Annotated in this window: 19 protein-coding genes; 10 read left to right on the plus strand and 9 right to left on the minus strand. The window is 71.5% G+C overall.

Features of this window, described 5'->3' with window-relative positions:
* Nucleotides 1-2 precede the first annotated feature (2 nt).
* Both queG and ABS772_RS17550 read right to left on the minus strand, forming a co-directional pair.
* Nucleotides 3-1,133, minus strand: coding sequence for a tRNA epoxyqueuosine(34) reductase QueG (gene queG, locus ABS772_RS17545; RefSeq protein WP_350396080.1), 1,131 nt, complete (start codon nucleotides 1,131-1,133; stop codon nucleotides 3-5).
* A gap of 44 nt (nucleotides 1,134-1,177) precedes the next feature.
* A complete protein-coding gene (locus ABS772_RS17550; RefSeq protein WP_350396081.1) occupies nucleotides 1,178-1,870 on the minus strand; it encodes a glutathione S-transferase family protein in 693 nt (230 codons plus the stop codon).
* Nucleotides 1,871-2,098: 228 nt separating this feature from the next.
* Between ABS772_RS17550 and ABS772_RS17555 the strand changes: the two genes are divergently transcribed.
* From ABS772_RS17555 to ABS772_RS17570, 4 genes are all read left to right on the plus strand, one after another.
* Nucleotides 2,099-2,950 (plus strand): undecaprenyl-diphosphate phosphatase, encoded by an 852-nt coding sequence (locus ABS772_RS17555; protein WP_350396082.1) that lies wholly within the window; start codon nucleotides 2,099-2,101, stop codon nucleotides 2,948-2,950.
* A 149-nt stretch (nucleotides 2,951-3,099) separates the two neighbouring features.
* On the plus strand, nucleotides 3,100-4,917 hold the full coding sequence (locus tag ABS772_RS17560; RefSeq protein WP_350396083.1) for a methylmalonyl-CoA mutase subunit beta: 1,818 nt from the start codon (nucleotides 3,100-3,102) through the stop codon (nucleotides 4,915-4,917).
* A gap of 106 nt (nucleotides 4,918-5,023) precedes the next feature.
* Nucleotides 5,024-5,416, plus strand: a complete 393-nt coding sequence (locus tag ABS772_RS17565; protein ID WP_238255772.1) for a hypothetical protein — start codon at nucleotides 5,024-5,026, stop codon at nucleotides 5,414-5,416.
* Nucleotides 5,417-5,587: 171 nt separating this feature from the next.
* A complete protein-coding gene (locus ABS772_RS17570) occupies nucleotides 5,588-6,055 on the plus strand; it encodes a hypothetical protein (protein ID WP_350396084.1) in 468 nt (155 codons plus the stop codon).
* A gap of 34 nt (nucleotides 6,056-6,089) precedes the next feature.
* Here the strand turns inward: ABS772_RS17570 and ABS772_RS17575 are convergent, their stop codons facing one another.
* Nucleotides 6,090-6,533, minus strand: coding sequence for a DUF2147 domain-containing protein (locus tag ABS772_RS17575; RefSeq protein ID WP_350396085.1), 444 nt, complete (start codon nucleotides 6,531-6,533; stop codon nucleotides 6,090-6,092).
* 170 nt (nucleotides 6,534-6,703) lie between these two features.
* On the opposite strand from ABS772_RS17575, the gene rfbC reads away from it, so the two are divergent.
* From rfbC to rfbA, 4 genes are all read left to right on the plus strand, one after another.
* The gene (gene rfbC, locus ABS772_RS17580; RefSeq protein ID WP_238255769.1) at nucleotides 6,704-7,255 is read left to right on the plus strand and encodes a dTDP-4-dehydrorhamnose 3,5-epimerase; all 552 of its coding nucleotides are present in this window, start codon (nucleotides 6,704-6,706) and stop codon (nucleotides 7,253-7,255) included.
* A 117-nt stretch (nucleotides 7,256-7,372) separates the two neighbouring features.
* Nucleotides 7,373-8,431 (plus strand): dTDP-glucose 4,6-dehydratase, encoded by a 1,059-nt coding sequence (gene rfbB / locus ABS772_RS17585; RefSeq protein WP_350396087.1) that lies wholly within the window; start codon nucleotides 7,373-7,375, stop codon nucleotides 8,429-8,431.
* A 17-nt stretch (nucleotides 8,432-8,448) separates the two neighbouring features.
* On the plus strand, nucleotides 8,449-9,339 hold the full coding sequence (gene rfbD, locus ABS772_RS17590; RefSeq protein WP_350396088.1) for a dTDP-4-dehydrorhamnose reductase: 891 nt from the start codon (nucleotides 8,449-8,451) through the stop codon (nucleotides 9,337-9,339).
* A 15-nt stretch (nucleotides 9,340-9,354) separates the two neighbouring features.
* Entirely contained in the window at nucleotides 9,355-10,245 is an 891-nt protein-coding gene (rfbA, locus tag ABS772_RS17595; RefSeq protein WP_350396090.1) for a glucose-1-phosphate thymidylyltransferase RfbA, read from the plus strand.
* A gap of 123 nt (nucleotides 10,246-10,368) precedes the next feature.
* Here rfbA and ABS772_RS17600 read toward each other — a convergent pair whose 3' ends face one another.
* The 6 genes from ABS772_RS17600 to ABS772_RS17625 all read right to left on the minus strand — a co-directional run bounded on the left by ABS772_RS17600 (nucleotide 10,369) and on the right by ABS772_RS17625 (nucleotide 18,528).
* A complete protein-coding gene (locus ABS772_RS17600; protein WP_238255765.1) occupies nucleotides 10,369-11,007 on the minus strand; it encodes a hypothetical protein in 639 nt (212 codons plus the stop codon).
* Between the two features lie 146 nt (nucleotides 11,008-11,153).
* Entirely contained in the window at nucleotides 11,154-12,023 is an 870-nt protein-coding gene (locus ABS772_RS17605; RefSeq protein WP_350396091.1) for an efflux RND transporter periplasmic adaptor subunit, read from the minus strand.
* A 13-nt stretch (nucleotides 12,024-12,036) separates the two neighbouring features.
* Nucleotides 12,037-14,088: a preprotein translocase subunit SecA gene (locus ABS772_RS17610; RefSeq protein WP_350396092.1), complete on the minus strand. Its 2,052-nt coding sequence runs from the start codon at nucleotides 14,086-14,088 to the stop codon at nucleotides 12,037-12,039.
* Nucleotides 14,081-16,228: a PqqD family peptide modification chaperone gene (locus tag ABS772_RS17615; protein WP_350396093.1), complete on the minus strand. Its 2,148-nt coding sequence runs from the start codon at nucleotides 16,226-16,228 to the stop codon at nucleotides 14,081-14,083. The genes ABS772_RS17610 and ABS772_RS17615 overlap by 8 nt, the downstream gene beginning before the upstream one ends.
* 12 nt (nucleotides 16,229-16,240) lie before the next feature.
* Nucleotides 16,241-18,142, minus strand: coding sequence for an HlyD family efflux transporter periplasmic adaptor subunit (locus tag ABS772_RS17620; RefSeq protein WP_350396095.1), 1,902 nt, complete (start codon nucleotides 18,140-18,142; stop codon nucleotides 16,241-16,243).
* An 89-nt stretch (nucleotides 18,143-18,231) separates the two neighbouring features.
* On the minus strand, nucleotides 18,232-18,528 hold the full coding sequence (locus ABS772_RS17625) for a DUF3467 domain-containing protein (protein ID WP_238255737.1): 297 nt from the start codon (nucleotides 18,526-18,528) through the stop codon (nucleotides 18,232-18,234).
* A gap of 425 nt (nucleotides 18,529-18,953) precedes the next feature.
* Between ABS772_RS17625 and ABS772_RS17630 the strand changes: the two genes are divergently transcribed.
* Complete coding sequence (locus ABS772_RS17630) at nucleotides 18,954-19,967, plus strand: methyltransferase (RefSeq protein ID WP_350396097.1); 1,014 nt, start codon at nucleotides 18,954-18,956, stop codon at nucleotides 19,965-19,967.
* Nucleotides 19,964-20,605 carry an AAA family ATPase gene (locus ABS772_RS17635; protein ID WP_350396098.1) on the plus strand — a complete coding sequence of 214 codons (642 nt, stop codon included), beginning with the start codon at nucleotides 19,964-19,966 and terminating at the stop codon, nucleotides 20,603-20,605. Before ABS772_RS17630 ends, ABS772_RS17635 begins: the two co-directional genes overlap by 4 nt.
* Nucleotides 20,606-20,610 lie beyond the last annotated feature (5 nt).

The raw sequence follows: 20,610 nt of genomic DNA on the forward strand, positions 1-20,610 counted from the left end.
TGTCAGGTCTCCCGTGCGCCGTCCGCTTCCATAGGAAGGCCGGCGGCGTCGCGCCATTCCTCCCTCACATGCGCCTCCATCTCGTCGCGTCCATGGGCGGCGAACAGTTCGCGCAGCCGTTCCGGCGACAGCAGCCGCCCGCAGGCCCAGACGGCGGCGCCGCGCACCGCCGGATCCGGCTCCTGCAGGCAGGCCGCCGCCGCCTCGGCGAGCGCCGCGTCACCCGAATTGCCGATGGCGATCAGTACGTTGCGCAGGAAGCGGTCGCGTCCCGTCCGCTTGATCGGCGTGCCGGCGAAGCGCACCCGAAAGGCCGCGTCGTCGAGGCGGGCGAGTTCGGCGAGCGGCGGCGCGGCGAGATCGTCGCGGGCGGCCAGACGGTTCTCCCGCGCGGCCCCGGCGAACTTGTTCCAGGGACAGACCGCGAGGCAGTCGTCGCAGCCGAAGACGCGGTTGCCGATCCTTTCGCGATACTCCGTGGGGATCGGACCTTGGTGCTCGATCGTCAGGTAGGCGATGCAGCGGCGGGCATCGAGCCGGTAGGGCGCCGGGAAGGCGTCGGTCGGGCAGATGTCGAGGCAGCGGCGGCAGGAGCCGCAATGGTCGGTCTCGGGCGCGTCGGGCTCCAGCTCCGCGCGCGAAAAGATTGCGCCGAGCATCAGCCAGTTGCCGTGCTCGCGCGAGATCAGCACCGTGTGCTTGCCCTGCCAGCCGAGCCCGGCGGCCTGGGCCAGCGGCTTCTCCATCACCGGGGCGGTGTCGCAAAACACCTTCACCGGCTCGGCCGACTTCGCCGAGAGGAAGCCGCCGAGTTCCTTCAGCTTGCCCTTGATGACGTCGTGATAGTCGCGACGCTGCGCGTAGGCCGCGATGGCGCCGCGATCGGTCAGCCGGACGAGGTCGAGGGGATCGCGCTGGGGGCCGGCATTCATGCCGAGCATGATGATGCTGCGGGTCTCGGCCCACAGGGCGGAGGGTGCGGCGCGCTGGTCGGCGCGCTCCTCCATCCAGTCCATCGTGCCGTGGTGGCCCTCCGCCAGCCATGCCGGCAGCCGCTCGCGCAAAGCCGGCACGGCATCGGGGCGGGTGACGCGGACGGCATCGAAGCCGAGGATGCGGGCGCGCGCCTCCACGGCCTGCCTGAGGGCGGAGCCGGAGAGCGGCGCCTTCCCGGCCTTCAGAAATCCAGATCCGCGTAATGGGCGGCCGGCGGCATTCCCGGTGCCCGGTCGGCCAGGAGCGCGCGGAAGGACGGGCGGGACTTCACCCGCGCGTACCAGTCCTTCGCCATCTCGTCCTCGTCCCATGGCACGTCGCCGAGATAGTCCACGCAGGAAAGATGGGCCGCCGCCGCGAGGTCGGCATAGGTCAGGTCGTTGCCGGCGAGCCAGCGGCGCTGCCCGATCAGGTAACCGACATATTGGAGGTGATAGCGCACGTTGGTGCGCGCCGCACGAATGGCGTTCATGTCCGGAGGGCCACCCCCGGCCGCCGACGACATGAAGCGCTTGTCGATCTTTTCGGTGACGAGATACTCGGTCACCTCGCTGTTGAACTTGACGAGGAACCAGTCGAGCAGGCGCCGCACCTCCACCCGCGCCGTGGTGGTATCGGGCAGGAGCCGCCGCCCGGCGAGGCCGAGCCCCCGCGTCTCGTCGAGATATTCCGCGATCACGCCCGCGCCGGGGACGGCGAGACCGGTCTGCTCCACCAGCACCGGCGTGGTCCCGGCCGGGTTGACGACGAGGAAGTCGCGGCGGCGCTCCCAGGCCCGTTCCTCGACCAGGGTCGGCTCCATGCCCATCTCGGCCAGGACGAGGCGGATGAAGCGCGAGTTCGGGCAGAACGGAGAGTAATAGAGCGTCGCCATCGAGGCCGTGGTTCAGCGGTAAAGAAGGCAGAGCCCTGGGCAGACCGTGCCGCACCGGCGAAAGTGGGGCGACGCGCCAGGATTATTTCTTCAACGTTGCCACCTCATTAACAAACGCGCCGCGTCGCGGTAACCGCCCGTCAACCCTGCCGCCGCAAAGCTGCCGCATCGCCGTCGTCTGCCGCGCCCTGGAAGTGCCGGGACATCGGCGTGGGGAACAGCAGGCTCATGGATCTCGTCCTGATCGCGAAGGCGCTCGTGCTCGCCGTGGTGGAGGGCGCCACCGAGTTCATTCCGGTCTCCTCGACCGGGCATCAGCTCCTCATCGGCCACTTCATCGGATTCCACTCCCCCAACAACACCTTCGAGGTGCTGATCCAGCTCGGCGCGATTCTCGCGATTCTGTTCGCCTATTTCGGCAAGCTGTGGGGCATCGCCACCGCATTGCCGCACGATCCGAGGGCGCGGCGATTCGTGCTCGCCGTGCTCATCGCCTTCCTGCCCGCGGCGATCATCGGCGGCCTCTTCTCGAAATACATCAAGCTCTACCTGTTCAACCCGTGGATCGTCTGCGCGACCCTGGTGGCCGGCGGCCTCGTGCTCCTCGTCATCGACGACACGGTCGGCGAGCCGAAGGCGGCTCCCGGCGACGGCTCTCATGACGGGCCGACCGAGCACCCGCGCAAGACCGACGTGTTCGAGTTCAGCCTGCCGATGGCGCTCAAGATCGGCCTGTTCCAGTGCGTCGCGATGATCCCCGGCGTGTCGCGCTCCGGCGCCACCATCGTCGGCGCGATGCTGATGGGCGCGAGCAAGCGCTCGGCCACCGAGTTCTCGTTCTACCTCGCCATGCCGACCATGGCCGGTGCCTTCGCTAAGGACCTGCTCGACAACTACAAGAACCTCTCCTCCAACGACGCCCTGCTGATCGTGATCGGCTTCGTCGCCGCCTTCATCTCGGCCCTGATCGTGGTGCGCACGGTGCTCGACTACGTCTCCCGCCACGGCTTCTGGCTGTTCGCGTGGTGGCGCATCATCGTCGGCTCGCTCGGCTTCGCTGGACTGATAATTTTTGGCTGAACCTTCAGGATTTTGAACGAGGCGGCGGCGGCAACCCGGACTAAAGTCGGTTGTCGTCCGCCCGCGCCCTGTGCGAGGGCTTGCGGCCAAATCGCTGCTCTTTCCAGGAAGCAGCCGGAAAACGCTGCACTGCCAGGGTCTCGCTCACGATGGAAGATCGCCCCCTCGCCGAATTGTTCGAGCCCGCCACCCGTGAGCGCTGGCGCGGCGCCGTCGAGGCCGCGCTGAAGGGGGCCGATTTCGAGAAGCGCCTCGTCTCGAAGACCGCCGACGGCCTGCGCATCGAGCCGCTCTACGAGCCGGCCGCTGCGGTGGCGCAACCGATGCGGGCGCCCGGCCCCTGGCGGCTGGCGCAGCGCCTCGATCATCCCGACGCGCAGAAGGCCGCGGCGCAGGCGCTGACCGACCTCGAAGGCGGTGCCGACGCGCTGGTACTCGTCCATCGCGACGCCCCCGCCGCCCGCGGCTTCGGCCTCGATCTTTCCTCGGTGGACGTGCTCGACGCGGCGCTGACGGGCGTGATGCTGCCGCTCATCGCCCTGCGGCTCGATGCCGGCCCGGCGGGCTTCGAGACGGCGGCCCTGCTCAAGCAGCTGGTCGAGCGCCGCGGCGACGACCCGTCCGCCCTCGATCTCGATCTCGGCCTCGACCCGCTCGGCACCCACGCCGCCACCGGCCGGCTGGAGCAGGGTTGGGAGGCGCGCCTCGCCGAGACCGTCACCGCCTTCGCCGGCTATCGCGGCCGCGTGGTGCTCGCCGATGCCCGGCCCTACCACGAGGCGGGGGCGAGCGAGGTGCAGGAGCTGGCCGCCGTCCTCGCGACGGCCGTCGCCTACCTGCGGGCGCTGGAGGCCGGCGGCCACGACCTGGAGCGGGCGCGCGACGCGGTGTCCATGCTGCTCGTGGCGGATGCCGACGAGTTCCTGACCATCGCCAAGTTCCGGGCGATCCGCCGGCTCTGGGCGCGGGTCGAGCAGGCCTGCGGCCTCGAACCGAAGCCGCTGCGGGTGCTGGCCGAGACCGCGTGGCGGATGATGACCCGCCGCGACCCGTTCGTGAACATCCTGCGCACCGCCATGGCCTCGGCCTCCGCGGGCCTCGGCGGGGCGGACTCCGTGACCGCTCTACCCTACACCCAGGCGCTCGGCCTGCCCGATGCCTTCGCCCGGCGCGTGGTGCGCAACAGCCAGATCGTGCTGATCGAGGAGTCGAACCTCGCCAAGGTCTCCGATCCGGCGGCCGGCGCGGGCGGGTTCGAGGCGCTCACGGCCGAACTCACCGAGAAGGCCTGGCGCCTCTTCCAGGAGATCGAGCGCGAGGGCGGCATCGCGAAAAGCCTCGAATCCGGCGCCCTCGCGGGCCGGATCGCGGCGGTCGCCGAGGCGCGGGCGCGGGCGGTGGCGACCCGCCGGGAGCCGCTGACCGGCGCCAGCGAGTTCCCCTTCCTCTCCGAGAAGCCGGTGGTGGTGCTCGAAGCGGCGCCGGGCCCTGCGGCCCGGCCCGAGGGGGCGCTGCCCTCGCGCCGCCTCGCCGAGCCCTACGAAGCCCTGCGCGACGCCTCCGACGCGACCCTGGAGCGGACGGGCCGGCGCCCGACGGTGTTCCTCGCCAATCTCGGCCCCGTGGCGGTCCACAACGCCCGCTCGACCTTCGCCGCCAACGCCTTCGCGGCGGGCGGCATCGAAGCCGTCGGCAATGACGGCTTCTCCGACGCCGGCGCTCTGGCTGACGCGTTCAAGGCGTCGGGGGCGCGGCTCGCCTGCCTGTGCTCGTCCGACACGGTCTACCAGACGGACGCCGTGCCCGCGGCCGAGGCGCTGAGGGCCGCGGGCGCCGGCATGATCTACTTGGCCGGCAAGCCCGCCGAGGCGGACGCCCTGCGCCGAGCGGGTGTCCACGGCTTCCTGTTCGCCGGCTGCGACCTGCTGGCGCTGCTGCGGGAGGCGGCAGAGCGGGCCGAGGGCTGAGAACGGCCCCGGCGGCGCGGCCAACCTTGACACTGCGGAGCGCGAGACAATCTTCCGGCTGAAACGGGCCGACGCGGCCCGACGCCCACAGCCGGATTTCAATCCCATGCGTCTGCCGATTTTCGCCGTCGCCACCCTCGCTATCGCCGTGGTGGGCGTCGGCACAGCGGAGGCGGCCAAGCGGAAGGTCCAGGTACCTCACCGCTACGACGGCCGCTGGAGCATCGAGGTGGTCACCCTCGACGGTCCCTGCGACCGCGCCTTCCGCTACGGTGTCCAGATTCAGCGGGGCGAGGCCCTCTACGGCGGCGGCGAGGTCGACATCAGCGGCCGGGTCGCGGCCAATGGGATCGTGCGCGGCACCATCTCCCGGGCCGGCAACGCGGCGCAGGTGTCCGGTCGGCTCTCCGCCAACGGAACCGGCGCCGGCCGCTGGTCGACCCTCGGTGACGGCCCGATCAGCTGCAGCGGAAGCTGGAGCGCGATGCGGCGCGGTTGAGCGCACCGCGCACCCGGCACCGCCGGAACGGCTAAGCCTTCCGCGCTGTGGCGGCCTTGCGACAAGGCCGGATTTGTTCCGCACCGCGTCATGAGCGGCCCGTTTTCGCCCTAGATCCGGCGCGATCTTCGGCGAACACTGTGAGCGTTCGACACCCGTTCGAGGCGCCTCATGTCAGCCGTGATGAAAGCTTTGCCGTTCTTCGGTCTCGCCTTCGTCCTGCTCAGTCCCGCGGCCGAGGCACGCCCGGCGCGGCAGCACGTGCCCGGCTCCGACCACGCGGTGCTGGCACCGCTCGAAGAGGCGGCGACGGCATGCTTCGTCGAGACGGTGACCTCCAATCCCAAGGCCATGCGGCTCGCGCGGGATGGGCGCTGGTACGAGGCCGCCGGCGTGACCGGCTTCCTCTGCCGTCCGGAGGTCGACCGCATGGCGGTCGCCCATGACCGCATCTACGGACCCGGCACCGGAGCCCGCTACTTCAAGGGCGCCTATGCCCGCCACCTCGACAAGCAGCTCGCCGCCCGCCTTCAGCCGCTGCTGGAGCCGAAGACGGTCGCGAGCGCCGAGCCGCCGGCCGACAAGGCTGCCCTCGCCGACGCCGCCGCGGAATCCGCGCCCGGAAGTGCGGATCACTGAGCACGGATCACTGATGGGGTGAGGCAGGGTCCGGTTACCGGATCCGCCGCCACGTCTGCCGCTTGCACAGGACGCTGAGCACGCAGCCCGCGACCTCGACGGTGTCGGGACCCTTCGGGGTCAGGCTGCCGGCATAGGTCTTGCCGTCATTCGGGTTGTAGAGACTGCCCTCGAACCCCGCGCCGCTCGGCGTGCCGGCCTGCATGATCTGCACGCCGACGAGCTTGCGCGTGCGGAGAGCCGGATCGGGGTTCTGCGCGTCGACGCCCGTGCCGGCGGTCGTCGCGATCGTCCCGCAATAGCCGCCGCCGCAACGGGCGATGCGCACCGTCGACCCCGCCGTCTCGGTCTGCCACAGGCCGGACAGATCCGCGGCCTTCTGCGCCTGGGCGCCACCGGCGGATACCGCGAGGAACAGCCCGAAGGCGGCCATGCGCATCGTCGGATGGCGTCGCCGGTCGGCACGAGGCATCGTCATTCGGGCTTCCTCCACGCCGGCCGTGACCGCCGGCTGGCGTCAGCGGTAGCCATGCGGCCACGGTTTCGCAAGGAGGGGGACGGAGGCGGACGAGGATGCAGCCTTGACTTCGCCGCCTTCGCCGGGCCTACGCCCTCAGCGAGCCGGCACGGACGAGTCAGGAGCGGCGGATGCAGGTGTTTGAGACCGAGATCGCGGCGGTCAAGCGGGTGGTTCCGAAGCGCCACGGCGACGACCGCGGCTGGTTCTCGGAGGTCTACCGCGCCGACCTGCTGGCCGCGAGCGGCATCGCCAACGCCTTCGTGCAGGACAACCAGTCGTTCTCCGCACCCGCCGGCACGATTCGGGGCCTGCACTTCCAGGTGGCACCCACGGCCCAGGCCAAGCTGATCCGGGTGCTCGCCGGCGCGATCCTCGACGTCGCCGTCGATCTCCGCTCGGACTCGGCCAGCTACGGCCGCCACGTCGCCGTGCGGCTCGACGCAGCCGGCGGTGAACAACTCTTCGTGCCCGCCGGCTTCGCCCACGGCTTCTGCACCCTGGAGCCGAACACCATGGTCGCCTACAAGGTGGACGCTTATTACAGCCCGGCCGACGACCGGAACCTGCGCTGGAACGATCCGGCGATCGGCATCGAGTGGCCGGTCGCGGAAGCCGACGCGATCCTCTCGGGCAAGGACAAGGCCGCGCCGTTCCTCGCCGATCTCGGACGTGTGTTCTGATCCGAGAGATCGGATCCGTCCCGCCGGACGGACCGATATCGACCTGGGGTGGGACAGGCTGTAGCTGGACGTGACCCTCATCCGCACCGCGGACACGAATCGACGGAGTTGGGATCGATGCGCATTCTGGTGACGGGCGGCTGCGGCTTCATCGGCTCCGCGCTCGTGCTGCATCTGGTGCAGGATCTCGGTCACGAGGTGCTCACCCTCGACGCCCTGACCTACGCGGCCAACCCGATCTCCCTCGACCCGCTGAAGGACGATGCCCGGCACCGTCTGGAGCAGGCCGACATCTGCGATCCGGCCCGGGTCCACGCGCTCTACGCCGACTTCAAGCCCGATGCGGTGATGCATCTGGCCGCCGAGAGCCATGTCGACCGTTCGATCACCGATCCGGGCGCCTTCGTGCGCACCAACGTGATCGGCACCCAGGTGATGCTCGACGGCGCCCGCACCCACTGGGAAAGCCTCGACGGCGCGGCGAAACAGAACTTCCGCTTCCTCCACGTCTCCACCGACGAGGTCTACGGCTCGCTGCCCCCGGACGCGTTCTTCACGGAGGAGAGCCGCTACGATCCGCGCTCGCCCTACTCGGCCTCGAAGGCGGCCTCCGACCACCTCGCCCGCGCCTGGCACGAGACCTACGGCCTGCCGGTGCTGGTGACGAACTGCTCGAACAATTACGGGCCGCGCCACTTCCCGGAAAAACTGATCCCGCTGATGATCCTGGCCGCGCTCGAGGGCAAGCCGCTGCCGGTCTACGGCGACGGGATGAACGAGCGCGACTGGATCCATGTCGAGGACCACGCCCGCGGCCTCGTCGCGGTGCTGGAGCGCGGCCGGGTCGGCGAGACCTACCTGCTGGGCGGTCGCGCGGTGCGGAACAACCTCGCCGTGGTGAGGGGGCTCTGCGCCGCCTTCGACCGGCTGAAGCCGGAGAACGGCCCGCACGAGCGCCTGATCACCTTCGTCGCCGACCGGCCCGGCCACGACCGGCGCTACGCCATCGACCCGTCCAAGGCCGAGCGCGAGGTCGGCTGGCGGCCGACCAGGGTGTTCGAGGAGGCGCTGGAACAGACCGTGCGCTGGTACCTCGACAACGAGGCGTGGTGGCGCCCGATCCGCGAGGGCCGCTACTCGGGCGAGCGCCTCGGCCTCGCGGGCAAGAGCGCGTGAGCCGAGAGCGCGTGAGCATGGACATCCTGATCCTCGGCGGCGCCGGACAGGTCGGCACGGAGCTCCAGTCCTTTTCCTGGCCCGAGGGCGTGCGGGTCCACGCCCCCGACCGCCAGACCCTCGACATCACCGACGAGGGGGCGATCGCCGCCGTCCTCGATGCGCGCGCCTACGCGGCGGTGATCAACACCGCCGCCTACACCGCCGTCGACAAGGCGGAGAGCGAAGTGGCCGCCGCGTGGCGCCTCAACGCGCTGGCCCCGGCCCTCCTCGCCGCCGAGACGAAGCGGCGCGCCATCCCGCTCGTCCACGTCTCGACCGACTACGTGTTTGACGGCTCGGGCGAGGGCTTCTACGCCCCCGACGCGCCGGTGAACCCGAGAAGCGTCTACGGTGCCAGCAAGGCGGCCGGCGAGATGGCGGTGCGCTCGGGCAATCCGCGCCACGCGATCGTGCGCACCGCCTGGGTCGTGAGCCCGCACCGGGGCAACTTCGTCAAGACGATGCTGCGGCTCGCGGGCGAGCGGGACAAGCTCACCGTCGTGGACGACCAGCACGGCTGCCCGACCTCCGCCGCCGATCTCGCGGGGGCGCTCGCCGCCATCGCCCTGCGGCTCGCCGGGGACGAGGCGGCGCCCGTCGGGACCTTCCACTGCGTCAACGACGGCGCGACGACGTGGTGCGACTTCGCCCGCGCGATCGTCGCGGGGTCGGCCAGGCGCGGCGGGCGCGTCGTTCCGGTCGAGGGCATCCCGACCTCCGCCTACCCGACCCCGGCCCGGCGCCCGGCCAATTCCCGCCTCTCCACCCAGAGCCTGACCGACGCCTTTGGTATCGCGCCCCGCCCCTGGGAGGCGGCGCTCGACGACATCCTCGACCGGCTGGTCGGGCCGGCTCGCTCCAACTGATCGGAACCTGTTCGTATGAAGGGCATCGTGCTCGCCGGCGGCTCCGGCACAAGGCTCCACCCGGCCACGCTGGCGATCAACAAGCAGCTGCTGCCGGTCTACGACAAGCCGATGATCTACTACCCGATCTCGGTGCTGATGCTCGCCGGCATCCGCGAGATCCTGATCATCTCCTCGCCCGAGCATCTCGGCAACTACCAGCGCCTGCTCGGCACCGGGGAGCAGTTCGGCCTGACCTTCACCTACGCGGTGCAGCCGCGGCCCGAGGGGCTGGCCCAGGCCTTCATCATCGGCCGCGACTTCGTCGGTTCGGACGACGTGGCGCTGGTTCTGGGCGACAACCTGTTCTTCGGCAACGGCATGAGCGACCTGCTCGCCAAGGCCCGCGCCCGCAAGACCGGGGCGACGGTGTTCGCCTACCACGTCGATCACCCGGAGGCCTACGGCGTCGTCACCCTCGACGAGGCCGGGCGCCCGATCCGGCTGGTGGAGAAGCCCAAGACGCCGGAGAGTCCCTGGGCGGTCACCGGCCTGTACTTCTACGACAACCAAGTGCTCGACATCGCCGCGGCGGTGACGCCCTCCGACCGGGGCGAACTGGAGATCACCTCCATCAACCAGGCCTATCTCGAGCGCGGCCAGCTCCATGTCGAGCGGATGAGCCGCGGCTACGCGTGGCTCGACACGGGCACGCACGACAGCCTGCTGGAGGCCGCCGAGTTCGTGCGCGTGCTGCAGCACCGGCAGGGGCTTCAGGTCGCCTGCCTAGAGGAGATCGCCTACCTGCAGGGCTTCATCGGCCGCGAGCAGCTGCAGGCGCGGGGCGAGCTGTTCGCCAAGACCAAGTACGGCCAGAACCTGCTGCGGCTCGCCCGCGAAGGCCGCCGGCCCGATCAGGATTTCTGACGGACGCAGCTTGCCGTCTCGCCATGGCGAGGCCGAAGCCATCCGGGGCGCCGCTCTTTCCGGAGAGGTCGCGCCCCCGGGTGGGTTCGCCGTCGCTCGCGATGACGGAAGCGCCCGTCCCGATCAGCGCTCGCCCTGGATGAGCACCGCGCCGGTATAGGTCTCGGCGACCTCGCAGAACGGCACGCCGCCGGCGGTCAGCACCGCCTCGACGGAGAACAATGGCTCGCCGGGCCCCGGCAGGCCGCCGGCCTCGGGCCGCCACAGCATCGTCAGCGACCGGTTGCGCCGGCTCGGACCCAGCGGGCGCACGACGTGGCCGAAGGGGGCCTGCGTGCCGTCCAAAGTCGCGTTCATCTCGGGCGTCAGGCGCGAGGGCACGTACCAGTTGTCGGCTTCCGACAGGACGTGGGTGCCGCAGGTGAGCCGCACCCGACGGTAGCGCAGGGGCTCGTCCGGACCGACGGCGAGCCGTTCGCGCCGCGCCGCCCCGGCGGGCTTGTCCGGGCCGGGGACGCGCACGGCGACGATCCGCGGATCGGGGCTGAGGCCGCGCTCGGCGCACCACGCTTCGAGGACGGCGGTGGCGCTCGGCGCGGCGAGCAGGCGGGCGCTCAGCGTTTCGATCAAGGCGCGCGCCTCGGACCCATCCTGCGCCTCCCGGCTCGCATCGACGGCCGCCCCGGCGACCTGCGCTCGGGCCGTCCCGGCCTCGGCCGGCGGCACGGTGGCGCCGAGTGCCGCGAGACCGACCGTCAGCATCCGTGTTGCCGCTCTCTCCATCGTGCAGCGCAATACGTCGCTGATCGGAAAAGGTCCATCGCCTCCGTGGCAGAGCCGGCATTCCGGGGCGCCGGGGGCGGACCCGGAACGGCGCGGCAGGGTCGAGACCGGACGCGGCGGGCCGCCTACTTGCTCTCCGAGGGCAGGGCGGTCGCGAGCGGGCCGGCGGGCGCGAGCGGGAAGGTCACCTTGCAGCGCTGGCCGCCGGGCAGCTTGAAGTCCGGGTTCGGCAGTTCGAGCCGCACGCCGAAGGTGCCGCTCGCCGCGTCGAACACCTGATCGACCACGCTCACCTTGGCGATGTAGGTCCCGCCGATCGGCTGGTCGAGCTCGACGGTGGCCGGCATCCCGAGCGCGATCTCCTTCCAGCGGGAGACCGGCAGGTAGGCCTCGACGTAGAGCGGATCGAGCTGGACCAGGGTGAAGATCGCGCTGTCCTGGCGCACGAACTCGCCGGCCGACATCAGCCGCTCGGTGACGATGCCGCGGATCGGGCTGCGGATCATCCGCAATTCGAGTTGCGCCTCGGCGCGCTGCAGCTCGATCCCGGCGAGCTTGCGCTTCAGGATTTCGGTCTGGAGGTCGCGCCGGCCGATCTCGTAATCGGCCTCGACCTGATCGAGCTTCTCCTGGGTGACGATGCCCTTCGAGAGCTGGTTCTGGCGGTCGAGGCGCCGCTTGAAGAGTTCGACGCGGGTCTGCTGCGCCTCGATGCTGGCCATCGATTCCGACTGCGCCCGCGACAGGGCGACGTTGGCCTCCTCCACGCTCGAATCGAGCCGGGCGATGATGTCGCCGGCATTGACCGTGGCGCCGCGGTTGACCGGAACGCTCTTGAGGATGCCGAGCGTGGCCGAGCCGATCTTCAGCTTCTGCGCCGGCTCCACGACGCAATCGACGCGGGTCGCCTCGGCCCGCGCCGCGCCGGCGGCGAGCGCGAGGCAGAGGGCGGCGAGCACCGCGCGGCCTCGGCGGGTTCCATCCCGAACGGTCATCGCGAAAAGATCCTCACTCAGAATGTCCGGCGAAGGCCAGGATGCGGTCCTGCATCTGGTCGGAATGCAGCAGGTCGGCGCGCATGCGTCCGTGCAGCCGCTCGGTGCGCAGCTGCGCCCGGCGCAGCAGGCCGGCGCCGAAGGCCCCGCCGCGCCCGGGGCCGAGCAGCGCCATGAGGCGGCGGGCGAGCCCGCGGCCGATAAGCCCGCTCTCCATGAGCGGGTCGTCGAGGGAGAGGATCGCCTGGAAGCAGCCGGGCTCGCCCTGGCGCCCGCTGCGGCCGGCGAGCTGGTCGTCGATGCGCCGCGCGTCCTGGCGCTCGACCATGATGACGTGCAGGCCGCCGAGTTCGGCGATGCCGGGGCCGAGTTTGATGTCGGTGCCGCGCCCGGCCATGTTCGTCGCCACGGTGATGCGGCCGCGCTGCCCGGCCTGCGCCACGATGGCGGCCTCCTCGCCGTCCTGGGCGGCGCTCAGCACGGTGTGCGGCAGCCCGGCCTCGGTGAGATGGGCGCTCGCCCGCGCCGAGGCCGCCACCGAGCGCGTGCCGACGAGGACCGGGCAGCCGCGGGCGTGCAGCTCGGCGATGCGCTCGGTCACGCGCCGCCACTTCGCCGCCTCGTCGGGCAGCACCTCGTCCGGCAGATGGCGGCGCCGCACCGGCCGGTGCGTCGGGATGCGCACCACCGGCAGCCGGTAGACGGTCCAGAACTCGGCGGCGACGCCGCGGGTCGTGCCGGTCATGCCGGCGAGACGGGGATAGCGGCGGAAGAAGCGCTGGTAGGTCATGCGCGCCAGGGTCGAGCGGGCGCCGGAGAGTTCGCAGCCCTCCTTGTGCTCGACCATCTGGTGCAGGCCGTCGCTCCAGCTCCGATCGGGCATGACCCGACCGGTATTGGCATCGACGATCACCACCTTGCCGTCGCGCAGGATGTAGTGCTCGTCCCGGTGGAACAGGTGCAGGGCCGAGAGCGCCTGACGCACCAGCCCCTCGCGGGTGACGCGCCCGCGCCAGGCGGATTCTTGGCCCGATGCGTCGCCGCGTGCCTCCCTCGTGGCGAGTTCGGCGATCCGTTCGCGGCCGGGATCCGTGAAGACGATCCGGTGCTCCGCCGCCTCGACCAGGTAATCCTGCGGGCTCGACAGTTCGCCCGCGATCTCCATGGCGCGGGCGAGCACCTCGGTGCCGAATTGCGAGCCGGCGGGCGCCGAGATGATCAGCGGCGTGCGCGCCTCGTCGATCAGCACGCTGTCGGCCTCATCGACGATCGCGAAGTGCAGGCCGCGCAGGCGCAGCTGGGCGAGCCGGCTCGCCGCGACGTGCATGGTCTCGAGCTTGAGCCGCACGTCGCTGGCGCGCTGGCCCAGCGCGATGCGGTCGCGCAGGTAGTCGAAGGCGAGATCCTTGTTGGTGCAGTAGGTGATGTTGCAGCCGTAGGCCTGCGCCCGCTCCGGCTGCTCCTGCTTCTCCTTGATGACGCCGACGGTGAGCCCCAGGGCGGCGTAGAGCGGGCGCATCTCCTCGGCGTCGCGCTCGGCGAGGTAGTCGTTGACCGTGACGACGTGGACCGGAAGGCCGGCGAGCGCCGCCGCGCCGGCGGCGAGCGTCGCCGTCAGGGTCTTGCCCTCGCCGGTGGCCATCTGGGCGACGCGCCCGTCGAGGAGGGCGGCGGCGCCCATCATCTGCACGCCGTAATGGCGCTGCCCCTTCACCCGGCCCGACATCTCGCGGATCAGCGCGAACGCCTCCGTGATGTCGGCATCGCGAAAGGTCTTTCGGGCGCGGAGCGCGGCCGTGATCGCCCGGATCCGGCCGTGCAGGGCCTCGTCGGACAAAGCCGCGATCGCGTCCGCCCGCGCCAGGGCATTGCGGGCGATGCGCGCGTAGCGGCGGGCGGCCCAGCCGGCGAGGCTTACCCGGACCCGTCCGATGACCTTCGCCGCGGCCTGATCGAGGCGGCTCGCCTTGAGCGGCTTGCGCTCCGAATAGGCCCGCGCCGCCGGCAGGCGAAAGGCCGGCCCGGCCGGAAACGGGCCCGAGGGGAGGGCGAGGGGGTCAGACATGGAACTGGCTCAGGAAGACCTGGCGCAGGCTGCGCAGCACCCGCCACGCGATCGGCTCCGCCCCGTGATCGAACCGGACGTAGACCCGCTCGCCGAGGACGTTGAAGGGAAGGCCGCCGGCGAGCTGGACGTCGAAGACGAAGATGCTCTGGAGCGCCACCGGCTTCTGCGGGTTGCTGGCATCGACGGCGATGGTGCCGCCGCCCTGCGTCGCGAGGGCGAGGCTCGGGATCTCCTGCTGCGCCCCCGGCACCTCCCGCAGGATCGAGCCGGCGCGGACCTCTTCGGGCTTCTCGGCGAGCCGGGCGGCGACGGCCTGCGTCCGGCTGCGGATCAGATCGACATCGGTCTGCGGCACCACCACCCGCACCACGGGGTCGTCGGCGGTGAGCACGTAGCCGATGCGCTCGCCCCGGCGCAGGTACCGCCCCGGCAGGTCGACCGCGCCGGGCACGATCAGCCGGCCGGCCTGGGCCGCCCGCACGGTGAGGCCGGCCTGCCGCTCGCGGTAGACCCGCAGGATCTCCTGGGTGCTGGCGATCTGCTCCTGGAGGATCTGCGCCTGCACCCGGTCGCCGAGGCGGGCGGCGTCGTAGCGCAGGCGCAGTTCGACGAGCTGCGCCTCCAGCACCGCGACGCGGCTGTCGAGGCTCGGATCCTCAAGCGTCGCCAGGGCCTCGCCGGCCTGCGCGTCGCGGCCGGGCTCGACCAGCAGCGCGGTGAGGATGCCGTCGGTGCGGGTGCGGATCTGCGTGTCGTCGGGCGCCCAGACGACGCCCTGCGCGATCGTCGTGTAGGGCAGGGGAACGACGAACAGCAGGGCGAAGGCCGCTCCCGCGGCGGCGCTCGTCAGGACGATGGCCCGGCCGCGGCGCCGGTTCAGCTTCGGGTCGGTCAGGACGAACTTGATGCCCTTCACCAGCGGCGCGACCACGGTGCCGAACAGCGCGAGCAGCGCCAGCAGCACGCCGAACACGAAGTACTGGGTGGCGATGAAGCTCGCGATGCCGATCGAGACGATGGTGCGGTAGACGAAGGCCGTCACCGCGTAGACGAAGAGCCAGGGCCGCTCGCCCGCGGCGGTCACGGGGCTCTTCGTGCCCTCGATCTTCAGGAGGTAGCGCTCGACCAGGTAGAAGACGTAGCGGTTGGCGCGCGAGCCGAGATTGGGGATCTCGATCAGGTCGGCGAAGATGTAGTAGCCGTCGAAGCGCAGCAGCGGGTTGCCGTTGAACAGCAGCGTCGAGACGCTGCCGATCACCATCACGTTGAAGGCCGCCGCGCGCACGAGGCCCGGTTCGGCCGAGGCCCAGACGATGGCGGCCACGCCCGCCAGGAACAGCTCGACGAAGATGCCGGCCGCCGCCACCATCATCCGCTGCCACTTGCTCGGGAAGGCGGCCGAGGTCGAGGCATCGACGTAGGGCGCCGGGAACAGCACGAGCAGCATGACGCCGACCTCGTGCACCTCGCCGCCCCAGGCCTTGGCGGCGCAGGCGTGACCGGCCTCGTGCAGGGCCTTGATGACGGGGTAGAGGGCCATCATCAGCGCGACGTTCTGCGCCGAGAGCATCTGCCCCGCGACGTCGCCCGTCAGCTCGCCCGCGTGCAGGGCGGCGACGACGAGGCCGGAAATCACGACCGCGAGCCAGACCAGCAGACCCCAGACCGAGAAGAGCGGCCGGAAGAACGGCGCGAGCCGGTCGAGCAGCGGATCGGGGTCGAAGAGCGGGAAGCGCAGGGCGAGCGGATTCTTGACCCGGGCGATCAGGGTGCGGCGCGCGGTCGATTCCGAGCGCTCGGCGAGTTCCGCGAGATCCGGCGGCAGGTCACCCTGGAGCAGGTCCGAGCCGTGGAGCTGCGAGATCAGGCGGATCGTGTCGTCCTGGGTCGGCGGGTCATCCTCGTTGCGGCGGGCGGCGGCCTCCCACACCTCCTGCAGGGTGCGGCGCCCGTCCATCATGCAGAGGATCAGGTTGGCGGTGGGCGACAGCCGGTGGAAGCGCCCGGTCTGGTGGTCCTGCAGGACGTACCAGACCTCGCCGCGAAAGCTCTGCCGGTGGATCTCGGCGTGGCGGCGCAGCCGCGGGCGCAGGGACGCGACCCGGTACCACGACTGGCTGAACAGGGACTGGGACATGCCTCACCCCCCTCACGGCCACCAGTGCCAGAGGGCGAGACGCAGCCAATCGACGACCGGCCGGGCCCAGATCCAGGCGAGCAGCCGCCGGTCCACGTCGACCTTGGCGATGCCCTCCATGCCCGGCCGCAGCCGCGTGGCGCCGTCGGCGATCCGGCCCTCGACCCGGAACAGGTTGCGGCCGTTCCTGGCCTCGGCCACGGGGGTGATGGTCTGGATCGTCAGCGCCTGGGGCTGATCGGGCAGCGAAGTGGCGAGCATGTGCCCGGTCTGGCCCTCGTGCAGGTCGGCGATCACGCGCTCGTCCACGCTGAGCACGACGCGGTAGCTGTCGAGCGGCGCGATCTCGAACAGCACCTGCCCGCGGCTGACGGCGCCGCCGATGGATTGCGAGAGGTCGCCGGAGACGATGAGCCCGTCGAAGGGTGCGGTGAACTTCGAGCGCGCGATCTGCTCGTCGAGCAGCCGGATCTGCGCCTCGGCCTGATCGATCTGGCTCTTGACCACGTTGATCGTGGCCGGCTGGCGGGTCGCCAGCGCCTTGTCGTACTCGTAGGTGCGCTGCTGGCGCTCCGTGACCCAGCGCAGGCGCTCCAGGGCGAGGTCCCGGTCCTCCAGGGCCGCGAGGAGGTCGCCCTTGCGCACGGTGTCGCCGGCCCGGTGCCCGGCGGATTTGAGGTAGCCGTCGTAGGAGGCGACGACCGAGCGGCGCACGAGGCCCTCGACGCGGGCATCGGCGGTCACGCGGTAGTCGGTCTGGATCACCGACAGGGCGAGGACGAGGGCCAGGGCGGCGGCGAGACCCAGCTTGAGCCCGGTCCGGTTCGGGCCGAAGACCAGCCGCGCGCCGTTCATCGCCGCGTCGGCGGCCTTCAGCGCCAGCCAGCGGTCGTTCTGCCGCTTGTCCTCCAGCACCGGTCCGATGGCGGCGGCGCAGGCGCTCACCTGCTCGACCGTCTCCAGGCTGAAGGGCTGGTCGGCGGGCCGCTCCAGGGTGATGGCGCCGACGAAGCGGTCGTCGACCAGCATCGGCACGGTCAGGACCCGGCCGCCATATTGCAGGCGCGCGAGGTCGGCATGCGCCGTCGTGACGGTGGCCTCGTTCTCGGACGCGGGAAACAGGATCAGGCTGCGCTGGTCGATCGCCTCGTTCATGCAGGCGCCGAGGCGGCGCACGAGGTTCATCTCGCGGCCGAACTGGGCCGAGTGCGAGATCGCCGCGATCCGGGTGCTGCCGCGCCGCACGAAGCCGATCGCCGCCCGCTGGCAGGAGAAGGCGATGGCGAGGTCCGTGACCGCGGCGGTGCAGGCGGCGGAGAAGCGCGACTGCTCCAGGACGCCGGCGAGCAGGTCGAGGACGGAGCGCGAGCGGGCCAGGGTCCGGCGCTCGCCGCGCCCGATCAGCTCGGCCTGCTTGGCGACGAGCCACGCGCTGCCCCACTGCACCTGACGGATCGCGGCGCGAAGCTCGTCCTTGTCGAGGCTGTCGAGGGCGAAGGCGGCGACGGCGAAGCACGCTTCGTCGAGCGCCAGCGGCAGGGCGATCCAGGCGCCCGCTCCGTGCGGCGCGGCGCCCGGAAGCGGCCCGGTCTCCGCCATCGCCTGCACGACCGGGCGGTTCTCCCGCAGGGCGGCCTCGGCGGTCTCGCGCAGGCCGGCCTCGCACTCGGACTGGGCCGGGAACACGGAGAGCGGGGCGAGCCCCACCGAGGTCCCCGGCAGCAGGACGCAGGCCCGCTCCGCACCGAGCATCGGCGCCTGGAGCGTGAGCCAGGCGTCCGCCGCCGCCTGGAGCGTCTGGGCGGTCCGGAGCACCTGCCACAGGGCCGGCTCCAGCAGGGAGAGGCGCGCGGCCGGGCCCGCCGCGGACAGACCCGAAACGGGCGAGCCCTCCACCGCCAATCGCTCGCTCATGGCCCCCGGATTCCTCGACTGACGGCGCTCAGGGTCTTGCTGTGGGAAAACCCCGCCGCCGCGTCGGGCGCGGCGCCGGGGCCGGATGGTCAGGCGTCGAGGTCGAGCCGCCCGTGCCGGTTCTCGTACTCGGCCAGGACGCCACCGAGGACGGAGTGCAGGCGCTTGGCCGCGAGCGGCGTCAGGATCACGCGGTTCGAGAGATCGACCACCACGTTCTCGGTCGCGGCGAGGTTCCAGGTCCGGTTGGTGCCGAAGAACAGATCCACCTGCTCGCGGGTGCCCTGCACGTTCACGACGTTGGCGAACTGCGTCGTCATGCTGTCCTCACGCCACTCGATCGCGCGGACCTGATCGGCGGAACCGGGCTTGCTGCTCTCGCTCACGACTGCTCCCTCATCCTCGCGCGCCACCGCGCGACGTCACCTTGGACCCTGTGAAGTCACCGCCGGCCCGATGCCGGAGCGGAACGCGGCGCCCAAGTCCTCGTCAAGATATGGCACGAATAAAGCCGCCCTTGAACGGCGGCTTGCCTTGCGATCCCAGCGAAACCAAGTCGCCTTGCATTTATGGCACACAGGGCGATAGGAGCTATTGCACGGTTTGTGCGATTCGATCACGAATGGAATGTGGCGGCAGCAATGGCCACGAAGAAAAATGCGTTGACCCAGCGTCTCAATTCAAGGCTTCCTCCACGCCCAAGCTTTGACGGGGCGTCCGACTGCCGCCTGCGCGCGGCGTCGCGCTGATGCCGGCCGGGGGGCGGCAGGCAGGATCGGCACCGGAGGCGGCGGGGCCGGATTTTCCGCACGTGGACCGCTTCCTCGAGAGCGAAGCCGCCGCGCACGCCCTCAGCTTCGCCTTCGCATCGGGACTGATCGACCGTCTCGCCCGCCGCTCCGACATCGCGGCGGCCGTTCTCGCCGACGAGTTTCGCCTCGCCCCGCCGCAGCTCGCCTGCCTGACCGGCCTTCTCGTCGGCGCCGGCATCGCCGCCGAGCCGGAGCCGGGACGGATCGGGCTGAGCGAGGCGTTCCGCGCCGTGCTGCCCTGCCGCGACCTCATCGAGGCGAAGCTCGCCTTCGCCGCCGCCGCCTCCGAGGATCTGCGCCGGCATTTCCCCGCCTTCGTCGCGGACCTGCCGGCCTTCATGGCCGCCTCCCGCACCTTCGAGCTGTTCCGCTACGACCGCTGCTTCGAGATCACGCCGGAAAACCTCGACGCGACCCGGCGCTGGGTCGCCTACACCACCTGCCTGACCCGCTACGAGGCCGGCCCCTGCCTCGACCGGATCGAACCCGCTTCCCATCGGCGCCTGCTCGATCTCGGCGGCAACAGCGGCGAGTTCGCCGCCCAGGCCTGCCGCCGCGCCCCGGCGCTCGACGCGACGGTGTTCGACCTGCCCGTCGTCTGCGCCCTCGGCCGCGAGAACCTCGCGGACCGGCCGGAAGGCGCCCGCGTCGCGTTCCGCGCCGGCGACATGCGGCGCGACCCCCTTCCCGAGGGGCACGACCTCATCACCCTCAAATCGGTCCTGCACGACTGGCCGGCGGAGGCGGCCCGCGCCCTGCTCGAACGCGCCGCGCAGGCCCTCGCCCCCGGCGGCCGCCTCGTGATCTACGAGCGGGCGCCCATGGACCTGCGGGCGCGCGCGCCCGGCTACGTCCAATCCGCCGACCTCGTGTTCCAGCCCTTCTTCCGGGAGGCCGACCTGTACACCGAGACGCTGGAAACCCACGGATTCGTCGCGGTCAGCGTGCGCCGCATCGCCCTGGAGGCGCCGTTCCACCTGATCGAGGCGCGCAAGCCCGGCGGTGCGCCGTGAGCACGCCCCTCGTCCTCGCCGTGTCCGGACCGCCGGGCAGCGGGAAATCGACCCTTTGCCGTGCCCTGTCGGACCACTTCGGTGCGCCGGTGCTCGCCTACGACGCCTACGAGGCCATCACCGCCTGGCCGCCGGAGCGGGTGGCGGCGTGGCTCGCCGAGGGCGCCCCCTTCGACGCGGTGCCGCTGCCGGGATTCGCCGAGGATCTGGCACGGCTGCGGCGCGGCGAGCCGGTGCCGGACCGGGAGCGCGGCGGGACGCTGCGCCTGTCGCGGCGCGGTGCGCGGCCCGTCATCGTCCTCGACACCCTGCTCGGCCGAGCCCATCCCGGCACGGGAGCGGAGATCGACCACTTGGTCTGGCTCGACCTGCCCCTCGACGTCGCGCTGGCGCGCAAGCTGCGCAGCTTCACTACGGAGGCCCGGCGCGACCCCTCCGCCGCGCCGGGCTTCCTCGGGGCGCTCGACGCCTATCTCGGCCGCTACGACACGCTGCTGCACCCGGTCTACGCGCTCCAGCGCGAGCGGGTCCGGCCGGCGGCCGACCAGGTCCTCGGGGCCGGCACCCTCGCCGACCACCTCGCCGCCGTCCGATCCGGAATCCCGTCCACCCACGCGGCCGTGCCGACGACGGCGTGAGGCCA

The sequence above is a fragment of the Methylorubrum podarium genome (assembly GCF_040270385.1).
In the GTDB taxonomy this organism is placed as follows: Bacteria; Pseudomonadota; Alphaproteobacteria; order Rhizobiales; family Beijerinckiaceae; genus Methylobacterium; species Methylobacterium podarium.